Below are 19,495 nucleotides of genomic sequence, written 5' to 3' on the forward strand. Positions count from 1 at the left end.
CCTATTATTTTAGGGGGACACTTTATGAAAAGATTTTTAAATACGTTACTTCAATTTGTAGTTCTTTCAATCGTGCTACATTTGTTATTTGATATAGTTGGTTGGCTTGTTTTCAATGCACCAATTAAAAACAAACAAATCATCATTTCTTTAATAACAATCTCATGGGTTATGTACATGTACCGAGACAAATTTTTTCAAAAGTTCACTTCAAACTAACTAAAAAAGAAAACACTTCATTGGTGAATGACGAAGTGTTTTCTTTTTTTTACTACTGTATAATAAAAATAATATTCTGTCTTTAAAGAAAGGAGTCACCATGAACTTAAAAAGTAGCAATATATACGAGAAAATGAACCAATATTCCGTTGCAGGTTTAAGCCTCGCTGTTATATGTAATGGCAAACTAGATAAAGCGACTGCCTTTGGAACACTTGAAGCTGGAACAACTAGAGCTGTTACTACAAATTCTCTCTTTAATTCTTGTTCTATCAGCAAATTCATCACTACAATGCTCGTACTAATGTTATCAGATCAAGAAATCTTGCATTTAGACGAAGACGTAAATGATAGACTCACATCTTGGAATATTCCTACCAATCTATTTACTTCACAGAAAAAAGTTACGTTGCGGAACTTATTAAGTCACCAATCTGGAATCATTGATCCTCCTAACAGTTTTGAGCATTATACACTTGCACAAGGGCAACCAAACATGTCTGAACTCCTTGCCGGTAAAACATCATATTGCTCCGTACCTATTGAAGTAACTTACAAACCAGAAAGTGAATTTCGCTACTCAGACGCAAACTTTTGTATAATCGAACTACTACTTGAAGATATTACAGGAAGATCATTTAGTCAGTTATTAGAAGAACACATCTTCCAGCCACTACAAATGAAAAATAGTACACTTTTCTCTCCAAAAGACATAGATAAAACCGATGTTTTTGCTTGCGGACATAATAAAGATAGAACTGTAACAAATGAGAAGTATCCATTTTATCCATTCGCAGCTGCTTCAGGTATTTGGACAACACCAACTGACTTATCAGCTTTAGTTATTGAAATCATTCATTCCTTACAAGGAAAGGGCAAACTAAAACTTTCTCAAAAATTAGTAATAGACATGATTTCTCCTCAAGGTTGCTCAAAATGGACTGGATTAGGTGTTTTTCTAGATGATCCTAATGAAGAATTACAGGTGTATTCACTCGGATGGGGCGTTGGATTTCAATGTATGATGGTTTGTTATCCATACTGCGGGAATGGTGCTGTTATTATGACCAATTCCGATTTAGGTGTTCATCAAATGGAAGGGATCATTGGTGAGGTTGTAAAAACGTTACCCTTATAATGAAAATAAAGAAGCTGTTCCTTCCAGCTTCTTTATCTATATAACATTTTTCGCAACAATTTTTATATGTTCTGGTGCGATAATCTCCGTTATACTTTCTTGGAAATCTTCCCGCAACATTTCTTCCAAATGTTCTAACTGCACTTCAACATGAGTGCATTCTAAATTATGTATATTTAACAGTGCATAATGATCTTTTTTCTTAATTACTAAATATTGATTTTCCTCTGTCACAAGTACAGAACCTAATCGGACTCCTAGTAAGCGTTGATCATCAAACTTCATAATTACTTCTCCTTCCCTCATATAAACAAAACTACAATGAAAATAATTACATTTATGGAAAAACACGCTTATTTAGACTATATCATAATTTACTAAAATAGAAATATCTTTTTCTGTTTTAATAAAAACCCCTATTTTTTCATATATTTCGATACAAAAAACTTTCTCAACATTAAATTTGAATTTTCAGTTTTTAATTCCGTGAAAATCTATTATAATAAAGTTAATAAATGTTTGACCTCTCCTAATTCATGTACATATGGATGATCAGTAGTTCTTGCTACTGATCTATTTTTTTGATTTCAGAAAGTACATACGCTGCATCCTTTCCTACACCACAAATAAGTGCGGAACCCCTTTGAGATTGCCACGGTAATCCGATATAATACAATCCTTTTACTGGACTGATTCCCTTTATATGATTAGGAAATCCTTTCTCATTCACTGCCTGTTCAATTTCAATCCAATTATAATTTTGAACAAAACCAGTTGACCATATAACGCTTTCTGCACTATAAATATCACCATTCTGAAACATAATGTTATTTCCTGATGCACTTACTGCTTTTTCTTGCAGTTTAATTGCTCCATTACGAATAAGTTTCTTACCTTCAAAACCGAAAATAGGGTCCTTTCTCTTCTGAAACCATCTTCCCCTCTTTGTATTTATTTCAGCGTACAATAAACCCACTTTTTCTAGCAGATTAAAAATACTTTTCCCAAAAAGTTGTAACGGTAAAAACGTTAAAAGATGACTAATAGACACCGTAACTTCATGCGTTTTTGCAAGTTCTACTGCTATTTGCATTCCTGAATTTCCGCCACCTACTATAAGTACCTTTCCCTGTGGAATTTGCGATGATGATCTATATTGTGATGAATGTATTTGAAAAATATGTGATGATAGATTTGCTGAAACTGAAGGAATAAACGGTTGCTGAAAACCACCTGATGCGATAATAACTTTTTTCGTTTGTAAAATTTCTGTAGGAGTATATAATTCAAATATTTCTTTTTCTTTCTTTATCTTTAAAACTTCCGTTTGTAATTGTACTGGTAATTGAAAATGTCTTGCATATTCTTCTAAATAAGTTGCAATTTCATCTTTATATGGAAATTCATTTTTTTCACCTATTAACGCCATACCCGGCAAGCTACTGTAAGACCTTGGGGTAAAAAGCTGCAAAGAATCATATCGATTTCTCCATGAATCACCAACTTGTTTTCCTACCTCAAGTAATAAAAAATTATACCCTTCTTGCTTTAAGTAATATCCCATTGTTAATCCAGCTTGACCCGCTCCAATAATAATTAGGTCTTTCACTCTAATCCCTCCTTCTCTCAAACGTATGAATACTTGTTCATATATTCATACGTTTCCATAATCATAACATTTTATTTTTATATAATTCAATATCTGCTCAAAATAAAAAAAAGCAGTTTACCATAAAGTAAACGCCTCTTCGTTGTAACCCCCTATTTTGATAAAATATCCCTAAACCCTCTCCTCATAAAATATAATTCTATTTGAAAACGGATCAATCACAGTTAATTCAATTGTACCCCAAGGTGTTTTTTCTATATTTGGCTTCGAATAAGCATATTCTTTACTTAATAATACAGAATGATAATCCTTTACATCATCTATTTTGATCCGAATCGCACCACCTGGTGAGGCATCACCATGATGTTCTGATAAATGTATCACAGCATCCTGTAACGAAATTTGCATATATAATGGCATATGCTCCTCATACCGATGTTCCCAATCCAGTTTAAATCCTAAAAAACCTAAGTAAAATAGCTTTGCTTTTTCAATATCAAAAATTCTAAATATAGGTGTTATCATTTATACTCTCCTCCTATTTATAAACATCCGCAGCCAATTCCCTCAAAACTTCTACATTTACTACTTCAAAACAACCATTGTTTTTCTTGATTATATTTTTATCACAAAAGAGATTCAAAGTACGTAATAAATGTCGATAACTCGTTCCTAACAATTCCGCTATTTCCGTTAAATTCCCACTAAACACAATTCTATTTTCATGCTGAACTGCTCGTTCTCCTGCTGCTAACATGTAACTCGCAAGTCTATTTTCAAGTGGATACAATAAATTAATTGTACTGTTTTTGGAAAGTCGGTTTAATTTATGTGCTAATGATCCGCAAATACATCTTAAAAATTTCGCATCATGAAATAGCTTATTTCTCACCTTTCCTAAAGGTAAACCGACACAGTACGAATCTGCCATCACTTGTACGTTTGAAGTAATCCTTTGGGAATGAATTAACTCCACATCTCCAAGTAACTGCAAACTATCATAAAAACACAGTAATACGGATTTCCCGTTACTTAATGTGTTAAACGCTTTCGCTTTTCCTTCTACAAAGAAATATAAGTAGTCTATTTCTTCATTTTCTCTACAAATAAACTCATTCTTCTTAAAAAATATAAGCTCCATATATGGTTTCATATCATTAGTAAAAAATGAATCAATGTTATTTTGTTTCATATACTCTGCTAATTTAATTGAATTACATATTTTCTTCATAGTCCCCCACCTTTACAACTCATCCCCATTGTAATCAAAATTTTCTTCTTCCACTATGACATATGTCATAGTAATACACAATTTCAGCATGATACAGTCATTACAAATATGAAATATAAAGGGGATATTGCATTGTATAACTTTCTTTCTGTCTTTATTGGTGTGCTCATCGCCGTTATGCTTCCATTGAATGGGATTTTATCTGAGTTAATTGGCAAGTATACAGCAAGTGTTGTCATTCACCTTGTCGGTTTAATTGCAGTTATTTTCGTTTTAATCATAAACAAACATAAAATCCATTTTGATAAAAGCATTCCACTTTTTTTATATAGTGCTGGAGCGATTGGAGTATTCACTGTTCTTTTTAACAATATAAGTTTCTCCGTCCTTGGTGCCTCTATTACGATCGCATTAAGTTTACTCGGTCAATCCATTGCTTCCATAGTTATTGATCATTTCGGTTTATTAGGAATGAAAGTTGCAAAGTTTGAAAGAAAAAAACTAGTTGGATTAGCATTCATCTCTTCTGGGATTATTATCATGACAATATATTAATGGGGGCAAAAATATGTTATATATTACGATCGCTATTTTAGCTGGTGTTTCTATCGTCGTTGCTAGAATTATTAACGCGAATTTAGCAAAGAAAATTGGAAACTGGGAAGGCACGTTTTTCAATTATATTACTGGATTATTTTTCTCTATGTTATTTTTAATTTTCAGTTCAGATTCATTGTATATTCCTATTCATACGTTGCAATCTATTCCTATCGCCGTGTATTTTGGCGGATTAGTAGGCGTTATCGTTATTTCATTATCCAACTATATTACTCCTAAAATATCAGCCTTTTATTTAACATTACTCATCTTTATCGGACAATTATTTGCGGGGACTATTATTGATTTCTTCCTGACAAATGAACTCTCAATCGGTAAAGTTATCGGTGGCATTTTCGTATTAATTGGGCTTACTTACAATTTACTCATAGATCGCCCGATAAAAACTGTGAAGCATAACCAAGTTCAACTATAATACTTTACGCTTACCTATCATATATTAATAGAAAAGCTCTTCACACGAAATAATAGAGAGGAGAAAACCCTATTAAAAAAATTATTTTATTGCTAGGTAGCGTATTGATTATTTCTGGAATTGTATGGTTTATAAACTCGGGGAAATCTATTCAAGATCTCTATACTGCAAATAAACCGAAAAAGAAAGCTACTATTATTTCAAGCTCGCGAGATCCAAATGAGCCTCCTGTTTTTTTAGGTAAACAGGAAATAAAAGATATACATGTAGAATCAATTAAAACAAAAAAGGATATCTTTCTCACAAAAACAGATGAATTAAAAACGTTTATTAACAGTATGAATACCGCAAAAAAAGGCAAATTAACATTAGATGAAGAAGGATCAGACTTAATAGATTGTGATATGTGGATTACTTTCGAAGATGGAACTTATAAAAAATATTTCATATGGGTAGTTGATCATCACAGCAGCGAAGTGATGATTGCTCAGCAAGATACTCCTGATGATGTAAACCTTACGTACTATCAGTTAAACGAAGATAGTTCAAAAAAAGTTTATAATTTATTTAAAAAAATTATTTAAACGAAAAAGTCATGAGCACGCGAACTCATGACTTTTTGCACTATATATACTCCGGGAACACTCTACAACCCTTTTCCTGCTCTATATCATGACCAAAGAAAACAATTGGTTTCTCTTTCGCCACAACTCCTTTTAAACGCTTAATTGAAGATAAAGCTAATTCTGGATCAAATCCTGCGAACGGCACTTCATCTTCAAAATTCTCTTTCGTGTACGATGCATCAATCGTTAATAAAACTGAACCGGATTGCTCCGTCTCAATGAATAGCGACTGATGGCCTGGAGAATGACCTGGCGTATACAATAATTGAACACCTGGTACCACTTCATAATCCCCTTCAATAATTTTGTAGTTCAAATGCGGTAATATACATTCTTTCATATATTCTTCTCTATGAAGTGCTGCCTCATATTCCGTTCGCTGCACAATAATCGGTGTATTTGTAAAAGCACCGTTTCCTCCTGCATGATCAAAATGTAAGTGAGAACTAATAATATATAAAAGGTCGTCCGGCTTATACCCTACACGCTTTAATATATTCACGATTCTATCTTCTTCAGTCATTTTCGGTAAAATCTGTCCTTCAACAAATGTACCGTTAAAAAGCCCTTCATTATTAACTGCACTTTCTGGCATACCTGTGTCTACTAAAATAGGACCTTCTTCCGTCTCCAAAAGATAACACCACACCGGCAAGTTTAATAGTTTCCCCGGTGTTAACGTACTGTTAACAGACGCATGGTCCAACATGCAACGACCTGCTGGGATGAAATAAAGTTTCTTTACTGTCATTATGTATCCACCTTTACATTTAGTTTTGGATAAAGTAATACAGTAAAAAATTCTTCTTTTTAGAAATAAACTCCTTCTAGACTATCAGTACAGCTTGCATAAAAAAGAGTGTATTTTTTTTACATAGCAGTATTTCACCATCTATAATGTAGAAGTAAATGATTCTTACTTTAATGGAGGGATTACAAATGAAAGCAATTGGTTTACATGAATACTTACCTATTGAAGAAGAAAACAGTTTAATTGATCTGGAAGTTGAAAAACCTGTTGCTACAGGAAGAGATATACTCGTAAAAATTAACGCTATTTCCGTTAATCCAGTTGATACAAAAGTCCGCTCCCCGAAAGATAAAAAAGAAGATGCACCAAAAATACTTGGCTGGGATGCTAGTGGTGTTGTTGTACAAGCTGGCGAAAGTTGTACATTATTTAAAGAAGGAGACGAAGTATTTTACGCTGGAAGCATTACGAGACAAGGTACATATAGTGAATATCATTTAGTTGATGAAAGAATTGTCGGTAAGAAACCAAAAACGTTACATGCTGCTGAATCTGCCGCAATTCCTTTAGCAGCGATTACAGCATGGGAAGGTTTATTTGAACGTTTAGGCATTGATCATACTAAAAAAGATACGAACTCATTTAAAAACATTTTAATTATCGGCGGAGCTGGTGGTGTCGGTTCAATCGCAATTCAACTTGCGAAATGGGCTGGACTAAATGTAATCGCAACTGCTTCCCGCGGCGAAACGATAGACTGGGTTAAAAAGCTTGGAGCTGACCATACAATTGACCATCATACCCCTTTAAAAGAGCAATTACAAAGCCTTGGATTCAGCGATGTAGATTATATTTTCTGCTTAAACAATACAGATCAACATTGGCAAGCAATATGTGACCTCATTAAACCACAAGGCAAAATTTGCTCTATCGTAGAAAATGAACACCCTCTTGAAATGAGTATTTTAAAAAGTAAAAGTGCTACACTCGTTTGGGAGTTTATGTTTACAAAAGCGATGTATGAAACTGGCGATATGATTACGCAACACGAACTATTAAATAAAGTAAGCGAACTACTAGATGAAGGCATTTTAAAGACTACCTTAAATGAAACATTAACACCGATTAACGCTGAAAACTTAAAGAAAGCACATGCACTACTTGAAAGCGGGCACACCATTGGGAAAATCGTATTAGAGAAATTTTAATCATGATAGTGACAGATAGTATGTGAAACTATATTAACGATTTTCCGAATATATCTATCATAACGTACAATATATCAACGATTTTTCAAATATATCTATCATAAATCAAATTATATCAACAATTCGACAAGGTATATCGATTTATCGACAAATAGCAACAATATGAAAAGGCTGTTCCAGATGAACAGCCTTTTCTTTATTTACTTCAAATCTCTTGATTATTTTGAACGTCTAACGGAGCTCGCTTCCCTATTCCAAAAGCATAGAAACTAATTGTAACGATAGCTAAGAAAATAATACCTACAACTAGTGAAATACGAGTATCATCGTTAAACCACATTCCGATTAATACCATAATTAAAAAGGCAATCGTTAAATAGTTTGTTACAGGAGCAAATGGCATTTTGAACGGATGATCTCTCATCTCTGCTCCCTTTTCTTTCCTAAAACGAATTTGACTAATTAAAATGACGAACCATGGTACCATACCAGGAAGTACACTCGCGCTATATACATATACGAATAAATTTTTCGGCGCGATATAACTTAATACAACACCAACCGCCAGACCGATAATTACACCAACTGTACCGAATAAAGGTACACCATTTCCAGAAAGTTTCGTGAAATATTTCGGTGCTTGTCCATTTACCCCTAACGTATAAAGCATACGTCCAGCACTATAAATACCACTATTACAACCAGACATTGCCGCTGTAATTACAACGAAGTTAATAAGTCCAGCTGCTGCCGTAATACCAACTTTGGCAAAAGTCGCTACGAACGGGCTACCAATTGTACTTAATTGATCCCACGGATACACAGTTACAATAACGAAAATAGCACCAATATAGAATATTAAAATACGCCAAATTGTACTTTGAATCGCTCTTGTAAGTGTCTTCTTCGGATCTTTCGCTTCACCAGCAGTAATCCCAATTAATTCCACACCTTGGTATGCTCCAACTACAAGTGATAACGCAAAGAAGAATCCTGAAAAACCACCTGTAAAGAAACCGCCATTTGACCAAAGATTTGATATACCAATCGCTTCTCCTCCGTTACCAATTCCGAAGAAAATAAGGCCAAATCCCGCAATAATCATTAATAGAATCGTAACGATTTTAATCATCGCGAACCAAAATTCAAATTCACCAAATGACTTAACTGAAATTAAGTTAGCCGCACCAAGAATAACCATTGCGATTATACCTGGTATCCAAGCTGGTAAATCTGGGAACCAATATTGCATATACGCTCCAACCGCGATAATTTCTGACATCCCAACGATAACCCACTGGAACCAGTTACTCCACGCTGTCATATAACCAGCTAGTGGATGAATATACTTATGACCGAATGTCGCAAATGAGCCTGTACTTGGCTCCATATACAACATTTCTCCCATGGCACGCATGATGAAGAAGATGAAAATACCTGCAATGGCATAAGCAAGCATTACTGACGGACCTGTCCATTTAATTGTGCTGGCTGATCCCATAAACAAACCAACACCAATCGTTCCGCCTAAAGCAATCATTTGAATATGACGTGCTTCTAAACCTCTTTTCAATTCTTTGTTTGCCACTTCACTTCCCCCTCTTAGATGATTCATAGCCGCATTTTAACACAAAATGCTTTCCCCTAATTCCTTTCGGCCCTGAAAATGATGAAGCAAACGTCATTTTACACTAGCTTTAAAGCTATCCTAAAATCGTTTTGTGCTCCTAATAAAATTCTCAAAACCTTTCATCTTCCAATATTCTATAAATCTTAAAATTACTTACCTTATATTAATTCATTAATCTGAAAAATTCAATTATTTTTTCAATAAATTATTATACATAAGTCTGATTAATTTTTAACTAAATTAACAATAAAATACATCTATTCAATATGATTCCGGCATGTATATTATTACAATATAAATAACAGAGGAGAGCATTTCTTCCTCGGTTTCATATGTCAAATACTTCAACCTTTATAGTTGATAACGTAATTTCCCACACATTCGATTTATATACCAATGAGAAATTTAATATATTAATAAACTACTAACTTCTTTACCCCAGCCAAAATATAAAAGAGCCTCATTAAAAAATGAGACTCTTTTACGATTTCATATTTAAACCGATTTCAAAGTTTGCTTACCAAAGATAAACACCCTAGTAAACACTGCCATTATAACTACAATAACTAGAAAATAAAGTGGCATCACTAGTAACGAGCCTGTATGCAGCTGACTCATTCCCCAAATTGTCATCGTTACAATTACATAGTACCCTAAACTAAACAATGCACCTGCTGTACCAATGACATCTTGAAAATCTACTAACGCTAAACTTAAACAGTTAGGTAACGCTACTCCAATCCCTAATAACAATATAAACATTGCTATTAAAAATACAACCATATATATTACATTCGGATTTGATCCAACAAACGTAATAACAGATAAAAGGATAGCTCCTCCTGTCATTACGAGACAACCGATATATATAATTTTCTCTGGTTTATAAGTAGCAAGTAAACGTTTTGAAATTTTCGCTCCAACAATAGAAGCAGACGCAACAACAATTCCTAGAAATCCATACATACTAGGCGATAATTGAAAGTATTCAATAAAGATAAACGGCGCTTCTGCATAATAGCTAAATAAAACACCATTTGCTCCTCCAATTAACAGCCCATATGTTACCACTTTCGGATTTGTAATTAACCTCTTCAAGACTGAAAATACATTTATTTTATTCGTTACTGAGCCCGTTTTTGTTTCAGGAAGAGAAACAAACGTATACAGAAAAATACCGATACTCATAACTACTAAACTTAAAAATACTATTTTAAATCCAAACATTTGATCAAGAAAGCCACCAATTAACGGTCCTATCGCTGGTGTAAAAGCAATGACTGCCGAGATTTGAGCAAACATAACATGCCTCTTATGCCCTTCTACACTTTCACGAAGAATCGTTTGCGTCACAACTGATCCTGCACTTGCTCCAAACGCTTGAATAAAACGACTTATCAATAAAACTTCAATGGAACTTGCAATATAGCATAAGAAACTCCCAGCGCCATATACGACAATTCCAAGTAACATCGCCCGGCGACGGCCAATTATATCTGATAGCCATCCAATAAAAAATACACCTAAAGCAAATCCAGCAAAATACACACTAAGCGTTAACTGCACCTCATTATTACTTACATGTAACGCCTTTGAAATGTCCGGTAAAGACGGTGTGTAAATCGTTTCACTAATTTGCGGAAATGCGACAAGAACAATCATTAACAAAAGTGATGGTACTGAGACTTTTTTCATTTTTCATACCCTCCTATAACTTTGAAAATCTCAGAAGTAAAAAGACTTTCCTAAGCTACGGAACAGGAGGGGCCATTATAGAAATCCGGTCATAAAACAACAAAGAAAACACCTCAATTACGTATGTTAATACTTATAGGAGGGTAATATTAACATTTATTTTTAAATATACTTTTTCAATTATATTACATATTACTTTTATTTTTCTAGTATTAACGTTCAAATGTTCTTTTTATATTAGTGAACAACTAATACACGCCATAGAAGATAACTACTTGATATAACCACCTTATTATGGAATAATTAGAAATAGTTTGAATCTATAAATCTAATTATAAAATGATATACTCATATATTCCTAATGTCATAAAGCTGAACAAGTAGGAGGACTTTCGTAATGATTGAAATTTTAAGGACAGTAGTAAACTTTCTAATTTCTCTATTCTCAGGAGAATTACCATTTGTATATTATGTATGGATTATTACCCTATTCCTAATTCAAATAACCCAATCTACTCTAAACTATAAACTCTTTAACAAGAAAAACAATTTCAGCACTTATATATCGGAAGGATTACTTGCTTTTATTATTTTATTGTTTGGAGGAATATTAGTATCTAAGTTACTTGCTTACATAATAGACGATCCTACTATTAGTATGACGAATTTAACACATTATTTTGTTTCTCTTATCATATTAACTATATTTGTCGTAATAACCTGTGTTAAAGACTTTATAGAGACATCTATAAAGAATAAAAATATATCTCTTTTGAGCTTTTTAGTAATTTCCTTAATAACAAGTATACTTTCATTCAAGTTTTTATCACCTTTAATTGAAGGTTCTTTTTCTCTTTCTAAATCTTTTATAACTACTTTAATCATTCTAGTAACTGTATCCATTCCTCTATTAATTTCTTTAGAGGAAAAATATGCAGGTGAAAAGGAAACGGAAAATTTATAGCTTCTCATTTACATAAAAGAAAGAGGGAGCTCCCCTCTTTCTTTTATATCGTTCTATTTCACAAGACTAAATCATTCCTTTTAATATCAATCCTAAAACTGACATTATTATCGCGCTAATAATAATTCGCAAAATCCAAGTTGTGTTTGTACTTATTTTTTCTAATTGCTTATTGATTGTTGCTATGTCTTTCTCATTAATAGTAGTACGCGTTTCTAAATTTCGAATGTCTCTCATAATTTCTTTTTGCTCCGCCTTGAGACTGTCAATTTTAGCGTAAACATCTTCCATATATTCACACCCTCTGTTCATCTTAATAGAAAAATCTATATATATTATGAGACAACCCTCTTACCTGTGAATACATTGCGTATATCCGCGTACCAAATTATTTGTACAATCTAATTGAATTACTCACATGTTTCCATTCTTCTATTTATAAATTAGCGTTAAGATACATTAAAATTTAAAAAGGAATCCCTTGTTTATTTAACAACAAACAAGGTGCAATCCAACATTCGGGAGCACCTACGATAATTTCTATTGTTTTCATCACCATTTTCATATTTACAACTCAATATAATCAGTATGATTTTCTGAAGAATCCACTTTTTCAGCTGCTTAATGTATACTAATATTAATACGAAATAGCTGTATTGATAAACTCTCTAGAACAATAAATATACTGGCTGAAACGGATCTATATCCGATATTTTTTCCAGTAACATGAATGGTTATTTCTGATAAATGCGTTTGTATATCATTGTTTTCAAAAATTTCATCCTCAACCTTTACAATATCTGCTTCACAATCTACTTCTTTAAAAGTTTTCAATAATTTTGTTTCCAATAAACTACAATCAAAATTCTCATCTTTTATTACGGCAAATTTAACCTTCATATCGATTTCCCCATTTTTAACAAACTAAAATCATTAAATCAATATAAATATATATTATTCTATTAAATAATTCAAAATATACGCTTCTTATATACATTATTAAAAAACAGTTCTAAAGAATTAAATGCAAAAAGAAATTAAATATACAAATCTCCTTCTTCGACCAAGCAATATAAAATTCCCTTATGCCAATGATTAAATTTTTTTGATTTTAAAGCCGTAGATTCTGAGAACTTTTTGTTTTTATATTGATAAGTCATCTCTTGAATTTTGTAGCATCGGAATTAATATTATAGTGAAACAAATTAAATATTAGGCGTTCCACTGACCTTTCGTATAATTCGTCTCTTAATCATTTTACTCATTGCATTTTTTTATTTTTCTCCCTATTTCAACTGAACTTTGTGTAATAATACATATTTCAAATACATTATTTCCTTTCACTCATACTTTTATCATTGAGTTTTTATTCACAAATTCGTAACACATACATATGAGTTATCATGCTAAAATTAGTTTATTCACAAGAAGAAGTTATTCTTAATAAATCAATAATTTTTAATACCCTGTTTAAAGCCTTGCCCCCCTGCAAGGCTTTTTCCTATTTAACTAGAGTAGTAGTTTTCGTTATGCTTCTCTCCCCCCTTGTTCCTTACCCTACAAATAATACTGCATGTTTATTTTAATTTTTCAGCATCCGTACTCGCTCTGTTCGAGAGCTCTTTACCAAATATTCAATCTAATGATAAAATTGACCAAATTAATATTTTCGTCCATAACTGTATCAAAAAGTACACTAAAGAAAAATAGCACTCTCACGATTAAGTAAACGCGAGCTTTTTCTTCTATCTACTTACTATTTAAGGTTAATAGTTTAGTAACAAGATTTAAAAATTCGACTTAAATTCATTGATGAATGGAGAGGTTTATATGAAATTAAAAGACAAAGTAGCAATCATAACTGGTGGTGCAAGTGGAATTGGCGAATCTACTGTTCGTCTTTTTATCGAAGAAGGTGCAAAAGTAGTTATTGCTGACTTTTCTGAACGTGGAAAAGAACTATCAGATGAATTGAATGCACATGGATATGATACGTTATTTATTAAAACCGATGTAACAAAAGAGGCAGATATTAAACAGCTAATTCATGAGACAGTAAGTACATACGGTAAATTAGATATTATGTATGCAAATGCCGGCGTTGCTGATGATGCACCGGCAAACGAATTATCCTATGAAAAATGGAAAAGAACTATTGATATTAATTTGTCTGGGGTATTCCTTTCTGATAAATATTCGATTGAACAATTTCTTAAACAAGGTACAGGTGGTGTCATCGTTAACGCTGGTTCGATTCATAGTTTTGTTTCATTACCTACCCCAACAGCATACTCCTCTGCAAAAGGTGGTGTGAAACTATTAACTCAAAATTTATGTACTGCCTACGCTAAATATGGAATACGTATTAATGCGGTGTGCCCTGGTTATATTGACACCCCTTTACTAGGTAGTGTTAATCCTCAACAAAAAGAATATTTAGCTTCACTTCATCCACAAGGCAGACTTGGAACACCAGAAGAAGTCGCTAAAGCTGTCTTATTTTTAGCAAGTGATGATGCTAGTTTTGTTAACGGTACAACACTTCTTGTTGATGGAGGCTATACTGCACGTTAATTTAAAAATTTTGAAGCACCCTAAGAAATATATAGTCTTCAACAAGAAAAAGCACCATCACAAGTGACGGCGCTTTTTCTATGTAAGAGAAACTAGAAGGTATCCTTCTAGCCTACTCCCATTTATAAGTCCAAAACTGTTCAAGTTGCAGCCATTTTAATGTTGCTGCATCTTTGTTTTTTATTTTTGCATGCGTGTCTTCAAGCATTGCTTCTGTTTGTGAACGGTGCGCACCTAATGCAGTTAATTTATGATCAAATACTTCACTAATGTTATTTACAACATCCGGTTCTCCTAATACTGCTTCACGATTTTTCGTAATCGCAACAGCATGAATAACTGGGCGCTCTTCTTTTGGCATACGTGATACAGCGCGAACGACAGCGCGGCCAAATGCATTATGATCTGGATGTACACCGTGCTCTGGATAAAATGTAATAATTCGAGATGGATTTACTTCTTGAATGATTGCTTCAATTTTGTCAGCAACGAAATCAACATCTTCAAATTCTAACGTTTTATCATGGAAGCCAAGCATTCTTAAATCTTTAATGCCCATCGCTTCACAAGCATCTTTCAATTCTTTCTCACGGATATTTGGAATCGTTTCACGGTTAGCGAATACGTTCTTACCCATGTTACGTCCCATTTGTCCTAGAGTACCACATGCATATGTTACAGGTACTCCTTGATCTGTTAATAAGCGAATTGTTCCTCCCGCAGCATATGCTTCATCATCTGGATGCGGAAATACAACAAGTACATGTCTCTCCATAAGTTTCCCTCCTTCTTACTTAAATGGTGTTAAGCTTAACTCAAGTGCAACTGCTAGACGACCTAAATTATCATGTCCAGCTAGTAATAAACGCTCTTGACCATCTACTTCCCAGTGCGTAATACCTTCAGCATATACCCAACCATGATCCATTTTTAGACCAACTCGGTATGGATTTGTTCCAGTTATCTTCCCGCGTTCAAAACGGATAATTGCATTTCGAATGAAAGCACCAACTGTCATCATCTTTTCATTTATGTGTGATGCATACGCTCCGTTTGTCGTTTCTAAATGAATATATACATCTTTATTTACAAAACGTTCAATTTCATTTTGAATAAGAGAACTATCTTTTACTATTTCCATCGGAATTCACCTCTTTAAACCATTTTACGCAAAAATAATGTAAATTGCTATCTCTATATTAGAGGACAACGCTCACTTTTCCTAATAATTTGCACTGTGTTTTTTATATTTTTTATATGATATGTAAAAAATATATTTTTTCCTTCACTTTGTTAAATAGTTTTCTTTCTTTTTTGAATTTGCTACAATATATTTTATCCCGCATTATTGCAGCGAGATACATTTCGACAATTGAATACATAATTTAAAGAAGGTGACATGATTGGAACAATCAGCACATGAAGTAGCAAATTGGCAATATTATTTTGCAATTGCCGTATTTTTAATCACGTACGGATTTATTATTTCTGAGAAATTGAATCGTGCTGTAATCGCACTATTCGGTGCTGCTATTATGATTATTTTTGGAGTTGTAGATTTACATACTGCTTTCACATCACATATTCAATGGGAAACGATTACCCTTTTAATTGGGATGATGATTCTCGTACATATTACGAGTCAATCAGGCGTCTTTGAATTTGTGGCCATTAAAGCGGCAAAAGCAGCTGGCGGAAAACCGATTCGCATTTTATTATTACTATCCCTATTAACTGCTGTCGGATCAGCATTTTTGGACAATGTAACGACTGTTTTATTAATCGTTCCTGTTACATTATCCATTACACGTATTTTAAAAGTAAATCCTGTGCCTTATTTGATTTCAGAAGTGCTGTTTTCAAATATAGGCGGAACAGCAACATTAATCGGTGATCCACCTAATATTATGATTGGATCAGCAAACAAGCATTTAGACTTTAACGCCTTTTTACTTAACTTAGCTCCAATCGTAATTATTATTTCTATCGTGACACTTGGCATTATTTACTTTATGTATCGTAACAAACTAAAAACAACACCTGAACAAATCGAAAAACTAATGGCATTAAACGAAAAAGATTACATTAAAGATCAAAGCCTCCTTTTAAAATCTATTTCGATTTTAGGACTAACTATTTTAGGCTTCGTACTTCATTCGATTATTCATGTAGACGCTGCTGTTATCGCGATGACAGGCGCTACACTTCTTATGTTAATCGGCGTGAAAGAACATGATATTGAAGATGTATTTGCCCACGTTGAATGGGTAACCATTTTCTTCTTCGCCGGACTATTTGTTCTCGTTGGCGGGTTAATTGATATCGGACTTATCTCTTCACTTGCAAAAGAAGTAATCGGCGTAACAAACGGTGACATCGGATTCGCAGCTATACTTATTTTATGGGTATCTGGCATCGCATCTGCGACAATCGACAACATCCCATTTGTCGCTACGATGATTCCTCTTATTCAAGACTTAGCTACAGGACTCGGACTATCTGTCGATTCTCCGCAAATCGAAGTACTATGGTGGGCGTTATCTCTTGGAGCTTGCTTAGGAGGAAATGGAACGCTAATCGGAGCATCTGCAAACGTAGTCGTTGCTGGTATTGCAAAACGTGAAGGACATGCTTTCTCTTATATGGACTTCTTAAAAATTGGTTTACCATTAACTATTGTTGCACTCTTGTTATCACATGCTTATATATATTTACGTTATTTAATGTAAAAGTTGTATTGCATGAAATTATATCGTCAAATCCAAAAGGTTTGCAGCATCGTGCTGCAAACCTTTTTTCATCACCAAAATATACCGATAATTGCTAACCCACCTAAAATCATACCACCAATTTGTCCGACAATTGTTGGTGATAATTGAACACCTTTTCTCACTTCAACAACTGGTCTTTCGTGCCTTAGTTGCTGCACTTCGCTTTGCAGTTGATGTACACTTCCGTGTAACTCTTTAATTAGTTCCTTTAATTCAGCGACCTCTTCATTTACTGGTTTTGCTTTTTCTAAATTCATTTTACATAACTCCTTATAAATTCAATCAGTTCACTGTAAATTTTCGCCAATTATCATTATATCTCCTGCATACTACATATATAATTTCGAATGTACTTTCTAACCTTGCAGCTCTATCCATTCATCCCGCAATATCCCCATAATTATACGGTCAAAACACTTCCGGTCTCTTTGAACCGCTTCTCTCATACAGCCTTCCATTTGAAAACCCATCTTTTTATACAATGCAATGGCAGATTTATTATACGAAATAACATCGAGACCGATGCGGTGTAAATTCAATTCATAGAAAGCATACTTTAGAATAAGATGTATTGCTTCTTTCCCATATCCTTTTCCCCTATCATTTACATCTCCTATACCAATGGCTAATAAACCTGTTCTGTTATTCCACTCTATGCCATGAATTGCAACAAAACCAATTAAGCGATCATCTTGAACTGTTCTTAGCATGAAAGATATACTATTCGATCTCCGTCCCTTTAATAACCCATCACTTGCTATTTCATTTAAAGATTGCGGGAATGCTACATCTGTATCAACATTCCTTAAATACTCACTATCTTCTTGCCACATAGCCATTACTTCAGCATCTGCTTCTCTAATAGCTGATAATTTAATCGTTTTATTTTGGAAAAGATTCATTGTCATTTCAAACTCCCCCTTTTTTAATAACAGGGATAATTATTAGCCTATTTATCCCCTTATTCTATAAACTGCTTTATACACGGGATACTTACAATAAGCGCTGACATTGGCACATCTCCTCTACACGAAATTAACTTCATTGTATAATTTTTCGTTTATTCTAACAATAATAAAAAGCCCTCCAAATTTAGAGGGCCTTTCCTAATAGCGAAACTATATTATTTCGTAAACATTTTCTCCGCTTCATCCATTGCCATTTTGTTACCTAAAGCAGAATAGTCAAGCCATGGTTGGTCACTAATAATGTATACGTGCTTACCTTTAACAGCTTTTAAGTCTTTCCAAATTGGTGTTTCTTGAAGTTGTTTAAATGCAGCTTTCGCTTTATCATCTCTGTTAACGACAACGAAAATAGCATCTGCATCAAAGTCAGGTAATACTTCTTGTGAAATGACTTCGAAAGGACGGTTTCCATCAATTTTCTCTACACCATTTGCAGGTTGTAATCCTAAGTCTTGGAATAAAATTGGTCCCATCGGTCTTTTTGTACTAAATACACGTAATTCTTTTGCAGTAACGCGAATTGCCATTACTTTTTCGTTATTACCTAGCTCTTTATCTATTAAACTTTTTACTCGTTTTGATTGCTCTTCGTAATCTTGAATATATTTATCTGCTTCTTTCTCACGGTTTACAAGTTTACCAACTTGTTTTAAATGATCTCTCCACGTACCTTCATCTAAATTGAAAGAATGTGTTTTTGCAATTTTTTCGTATTTCGCTACATCTTTACCAGCATATTTTTCATCAACATAAATGTCCGTTGGCTTTAATTGAAGTAACGCTTCCATATTCGGATCTGTTACAACACCAAGCTTCTTCGTATCTTTCAACTTCTCTTTAGCGTGCGGTAAGAAATCTTTTAAATCTCCACCAATAACAGAACCTACTGGTGTAATTCCTAATGCAAGTAAATCATTCGTTAAATGAATAGACATTGAAGCAATTTTTGGGTCATTACTTTTTTCCGTTTTTTTCGTTGCCTCTTCATTAGCTTTCGTTTGACCACATGCTGCTAATACTAAAATACACATCATGCTAAATAAAATAGTAAGTTTCTTTTTCATATGTTCTCCTCTTT

Annotated in this window: 23 protein-coding genes; 9 read left to right on the plus strand and 14 right to left on the minus strand. The window is 33.5% G+C overall.

The annotated features are described in order from the left end of the window. Positions 1 to 24 precede the first annotated feature (24 nt). Both ACS2FK_RS20245 and ACS2FK_RS20250 read left to right on the plus strand, forming a co-directional pair. Entirely contained in the window at positions 25 to 219 is a 195-nt protein-coding gene (locus ACS2FK_RS20245) for a hypothetical protein (protein WP_000819660.1), read from the plus strand. A gap of 100 nt (positions 220 to 319) precedes the next feature. After that, positions 320 to 1,357: a serine hydrolase domain-containing protein gene (locus tag ACS2FK_RS20250; RefSeq protein WP_063548145.1), complete on the plus strand. Its 1,038-nt coding sequence runs from the start codon at positions 320 to 322 to the stop codon at positions 1,355 to 1,357. Between the two features lie 36 nt (positions 1,358 to 1,393). On the opposite strand, the gene ACS2FK_RS20255 is transcribed toward ACS2FK_RS20250, so the two are convergent. From ACS2FK_RS20255 to ACS2FK_RS20270, 4 genes are all read right to left on the minus strand, one after another. Continuing rightward, positions 1,394 to 1,642, minus strand: coding sequence for a hypothetical protein (locus tag ACS2FK_RS20255; RefSeq protein WP_000666948.1), 249 nt, complete (start codon positions 1,640 to 1,642; stop codon positions 1,394 to 1,396). A gap of 280 nt (positions 1,643 to 1,922) precedes the next feature. Further along, positions 1,923 to 2,966: a flavin-containing monooxygenase gene (locus ACS2FK_RS20260; protein WP_063548146.1), complete on the minus strand. Its 1,044-nt coding sequence runs from the start codon at positions 2,964 to 2,966 to the stop codon at positions 1,923 to 1,925. 171 nt (positions 2,967 to 3,137) lie between these two features. Continuing rightward, positions 3,138 to 3,491 carry a glyoxalase superfamily protein gene (locus ACS2FK_RS20265; RefSeq protein WP_063548148.1) on the minus strand — a complete coding sequence of 118 codons (354 nt, stop codon included), beginning with the start codon at positions 3,489 to 3,491 and terminating at the stop codon, positions 3,138 to 3,140. 13 nt (positions 3,492 to 3,504) lie between these two features. Continuing rightward, positions 3,505 to 4,197: a cyclic nucleotide-binding domain-containing protein gene (locus ACS2FK_RS20270; RefSeq protein WP_063548150.1), complete on the minus strand. Its 693-nt coding sequence runs from the start codon at positions 4,195 to 4,197 to the stop codon at positions 3,505 to 3,507. A 108-nt stretch (positions 4,198 to 4,305) separates the two neighbouring features. Between ACS2FK_RS20270 and ACS2FK_RS20275 the strand changes: the two genes are divergently transcribed. From ACS2FK_RS20275 to ACS2FK_RS20285, 3 genes are all read left to right on the plus strand, one after another. Next, positions 4,306 to 4,752 (plus strand): DMT family transporter, encoded by a 447-nt coding sequence (locus ACS2FK_RS20275; RefSeq protein ID WP_063548152.1) that lies wholly within the window; start codon positions 4,306 to 4,308, stop codon positions 4,750 to 4,752. 13 nt (positions 4,753 to 4,765) lie between these two features. Beyond that, complete coding sequence (locus tag ACS2FK_RS20280; RefSeq protein ID WP_063548154.1) at positions 4,766 to 5,230, plus strand: DMT family transporter; 465 nt, start codon at positions 4,766 to 4,768, stop codon at positions 5,228 to 5,230. 89 nt (positions 5,231 to 5,319) lie between these two features. Beyond that, positions 5,320 to 5,814 carry a hypothetical protein gene (locus tag ACS2FK_RS20285; protein ID WP_046945726.1) on the plus strand — a complete coding sequence of 165 codons (495 nt, stop codon included), beginning with the start codon at positions 5,320 to 5,322 and terminating at the stop codon, positions 5,812 to 5,814. 40 nt (positions 5,815 to 5,854) lie between these two features. Here the strand turns inward: ACS2FK_RS20285 and aiiA are convergent, their stop codons facing one another. Continuing rightward, positions 5,855 to 6,607 (minus strand): quorum-quenching N-acyl homoserine lactonase AiiA, encoded by a 753-nt coding sequence (gene aiiA / locus ACS2FK_RS20290; RefSeq protein WP_063548156.1) that lies wholly within the window; start codon positions 6,605 to 6,607, stop codon positions 5,855 to 5,857. Positions 6,608 to 6,795: 188 nt separating this feature from the next. On the opposite strand from aiiA, the gene ACS2FK_RS20295 reads away from it, so the two are divergent. Then, positions 6,796 to 7,815, plus strand: coding sequence for a zinc-binding alcohol dehydrogenase family protein (locus tag ACS2FK_RS20295; RefSeq protein WP_063548158.1), 1,020 nt, complete (start codon positions 6,796 to 6,798; stop codon positions 7,813 to 7,815). Between the two features lie 205 nt (positions 7,816 to 8,020). Here ACS2FK_RS20295 and ACS2FK_RS20300 read toward each other — a convergent pair whose 3' ends face one another. After that, positions 8,021 to 9,403 (minus strand): amino acid permease, encoded by a 1,383-nt coding sequence (locus ACS2FK_RS20300; RefSeq protein ID WP_063548160.1) that lies wholly within the window; start codon positions 9,401 to 9,403, stop codon positions 8,021 to 8,023. A 537-nt stretch (positions 9,404 to 9,940) separates the two neighbouring features. Continuing rightward, positions 9,941 to 11,140, minus strand: a complete 1,200-nt coding sequence (locus ACS2FK_RS20305; protein WP_063548162.1) for a multidrug effflux MFS transporter — start codon at positions 11,138 to 11,140, stop codon at positions 9,941 to 9,943. Positions 11,141 to 11,537: 397 nt separating this feature from the next. Between ACS2FK_RS20305 and ACS2FK_RS20310 the strand changes: the two genes are divergently transcribed. Next, complete coding sequence (locus ACS2FK_RS20310) at positions 11,538 to 12,104, plus strand: DUF5823 family protein (RefSeq protein ID WP_063548164.1); 567 nt, start codon at positions 11,538 to 11,540, stop codon at positions 12,102 to 12,104. 66 nt (positions 12,105 to 12,170) lie between these two features. On the opposite strand, the gene ACS2FK_RS20315 is transcribed toward ACS2FK_RS20310, so the two are convergent. Further along, positions 12,171 to 12,395 carry a hemolysin XhlA family protein gene (locus ACS2FK_RS20315; protein ID WP_000390462.1) on the minus strand — a complete coding sequence of 75 codons (225 nt, stop codon included), beginning with the start codon at positions 12,393 to 12,395 and terminating at the stop codon, positions 12,171 to 12,173. A gap of 330 nt (positions 12,396 to 12,725) precedes the next feature. Next, entirely contained in the window at positions 12,726 to 13,004 is a 279-nt protein-coding gene (locus ACS2FK_RS20320) for a hypothetical protein (RefSeq protein WP_063548166.1), read from the minus strand. Between the two features lie 930 nt (positions 13,005 to 13,934). On the opposite strand from ACS2FK_RS20320, the gene ACS2FK_RS20325 reads away from it, so the two are divergent. Then, a complete protein-coding gene (locus ACS2FK_RS20325; RefSeq protein WP_000768013.1) occupies positions 13,935 to 14,678 on the plus strand; it encodes an SDR family NAD(P)-dependent oxidoreductase in 744 nt (247 codons plus the stop codon). A 112-nt stretch (positions 14,679 to 14,790) separates the two neighbouring features. On the opposite strand, the gene bshB2 is transcribed toward ACS2FK_RS20325, so the two are convergent. Both bshB2 and ACS2FK_RS20335 read right to left on the minus strand, forming a co-directional pair. Then, positions 14,791 to 15,453, minus strand: a complete 663-nt coding sequence (gene bshB2, locus ACS2FK_RS20330; protein WP_000439487.1) for a bacillithiol biosynthesis deacetylase BshB2 — start codon at positions 15,451 to 15,453, stop codon at positions 14,791 to 14,793. A 15-nt stretch (positions 15,454 to 15,468) separates the two neighbouring features. Then, complete coding sequence (locus ACS2FK_RS20335) at positions 15,469 to 15,819, minus strand: YojF family protein (protein WP_000407046.1); 351 nt, start codon at positions 15,817 to 15,819, stop codon at positions 15,469 to 15,471. A gap of 262 nt (positions 15,820 to 16,081) precedes the next feature. On the opposite strand from ACS2FK_RS20335, the gene ACS2FK_RS20340 reads away from it, so the two are divergent. Beyond that, entirely contained in the window at positions 16,082 to 17,407 is a 1,326-nt protein-coding gene (locus tag ACS2FK_RS20340) for an ArsB/NhaD family transporter (protein ID WP_000437988.1), read from the plus strand. A 71-nt stretch (positions 17,408 to 17,478) separates the two neighbouring features. Here the strand turns inward: ACS2FK_RS20340 and ACS2FK_RS20345 are convergent, their stop codons facing one another. From ACS2FK_RS20345 to ACS2FK_RS20355, 3 genes are all read right to left on the minus strand, one after another. Continuing rightward, positions 17,479 to 17,706, minus strand: coding sequence for a hypothetical protein (locus ACS2FK_RS20345; protein ID WP_001047304.1), 228 nt, complete (start codon positions 17,704 to 17,706; stop codon positions 17,479 to 17,481). A gap of 99 nt (positions 17,707 to 17,805) precedes the next feature. Next, the gene (locus ACS2FK_RS20350) at positions 17,806 to 18,357 is read right to left on the minus strand and encodes a GNAT family N-acetyltransferase (protein WP_063548168.1); all 552 of its coding nucleotides are present in this window, start codon (positions 18,355 to 18,357) and stop codon (positions 17,806 to 17,808) included. A gap of 215 nt (positions 18,358 to 18,572) precedes the next feature. Then, complete coding sequence (locus tag ACS2FK_RS20355) at positions 18,573 to 19,481, minus strand: iron-hydroxamate ABC transporter substrate-binding protein (RefSeq protein ID WP_063548170.1); 909 nt, start codon at positions 19,479 to 19,481, stop codon at positions 18,573 to 18,575. Positions 19,482 to 19,495 lie beyond the last annotated feature (14 nt).

The organism is Bacillus cereus group sp. BceL220, assembly GCF_051776965.1.
GTDB lineage: Bacteria > Bacillota > Bacilli > Bacillales > Bacillaceae_G > Bacillus_A > Bacillus_A cereus.

Bases quoted from the DNA above. Each gene is read 5' to 3' on its own strand.
- ACS2FK_RS20245 (WP_000819660.1), top strand. From the start codon at position 25: ATGAAAAGATTTTTAAATACGTTACTTCAATTTGTAGTTCTTTCAATC.
- ACS2FK_RS20250 (WP_063548145.1), top strand. From the start codon at position 320: ATGAACTTAAAAAGTAGCAATATATACGAGAAAATGAACCAATATTCC.
- ACS2FK_RS20255 (WP_000666948.1), bottom strand. From the start codon at position 1,642: ATGAAGTTTGATGATCAACGCTTACTAGGAGTCCGATTAGGTTCTGTA.
- ACS2FK_RS20265 (WP_063548148.1), bottom strand. From the start codon at position 3,491: ATGATAACACCTATATTTAGAATTTTTGATATTGAAAAAGCAAAGCTA.
- ACS2FK_RS20270 (WP_063548150.1), bottom strand. From the start codon at position 4,197: ATGAAGAAAATATGTAATTCAATTAAATTAGCAGAGTATATGAAACAA.
- ACS2FK_RS20275 (WP_063548152.1), top strand. From the start codon at position 4,306: ATGAAATATAAAGGGGATATTGCATTGTATAACTTTCTTTCTGTCTTT.
- ACS2FK_RS20280 (WP_063548154.1), top strand. From the start codon at position 4,766: ATGTTATATATTACGATCGCTATTTTAGCTGGTGTTTCTATCGTCGTT.
- aiiA (WP_063548156.1), bottom strand. From the start codon at position 6,607: ATGACAGTAAAGAAACTTTATTTCATCCCAGCAGGTCGTTGCATGTTG.
- ACS2FK_RS20295 (WP_063548158.1), top strand. From the start codon at position 6,796: ATGAAAGCAATTGGTTTACATGAATACTTACCTATTGAAGAAGAAAAC.
- ACS2FK_RS20305 (WP_063548162.1), bottom strand. From the start codon at position 11,140: ATGAAAAAAGTCTCAGTACCATCACTTTTGTTAATGATTGTTCTTGTC.
- ACS2FK_RS20310 (WP_063548164.1), top strand. From the start codon at position 11,538: ATGATTGAAATTTTAAGGACAGTAGTAAACTTTCTAATTTCTCTATTC.
- ACS2FK_RS20315 (WP_000390462.1), bottom strand. From the start codon at position 12,395: ATGGAAGATGTTTACGCTAAAATTGACAGTCTCAAGGCGGAGCAAAAA.
- ACS2FK_RS20320 (WP_063548166.1), bottom strand. From the start codon at position 13,004: ATGAAGGTTAAATTTGCCGTAATAAAAGATGAGAATTTTGATTGTAGT.
- ACS2FK_RS20325 (WP_000768013.1), top strand. From the start codon at position 13,935: ATGAAATTAAAAGACAAAGTAGCAATCATAACTGGTGGTGCAAGTGGA.
- bshB2 (WP_000439487.1), bottom strand. From the start codon at position 15,453: ATGGAGAGACATGTACTTGTTGTATTTCCGCATCCAGATGATGAAGCA.
- ACS2FK_RS20335 (WP_000407046.1), bottom strand. From the start codon at position 15,819: ATGGAAATAGTAAAAGATAGTTCTCTTATTCAAAATGAAATTGAACGT.
- ACS2FK_RS20345 (WP_001047304.1), bottom strand. From the start codon at position 17,706: ATGAATTTAGAAAAAGCAAAACCAGTAAATGAAGAGGTCGCTGAATTA.
- ACS2FK_RS20350 (WP_063548168.1), bottom strand. From the start codon at position 18,357: ATGACAATGAATCTTTTCCAAAATAAAACGATTAAATTATCAGCTATT.
- ACS2FK_RS20355 (WP_063548170.1), bottom strand. From the start codon at position 19,481: ATGAAAAAGAAACTTACTATTTTATTTAGCATGATGTGTATTTTAGTA.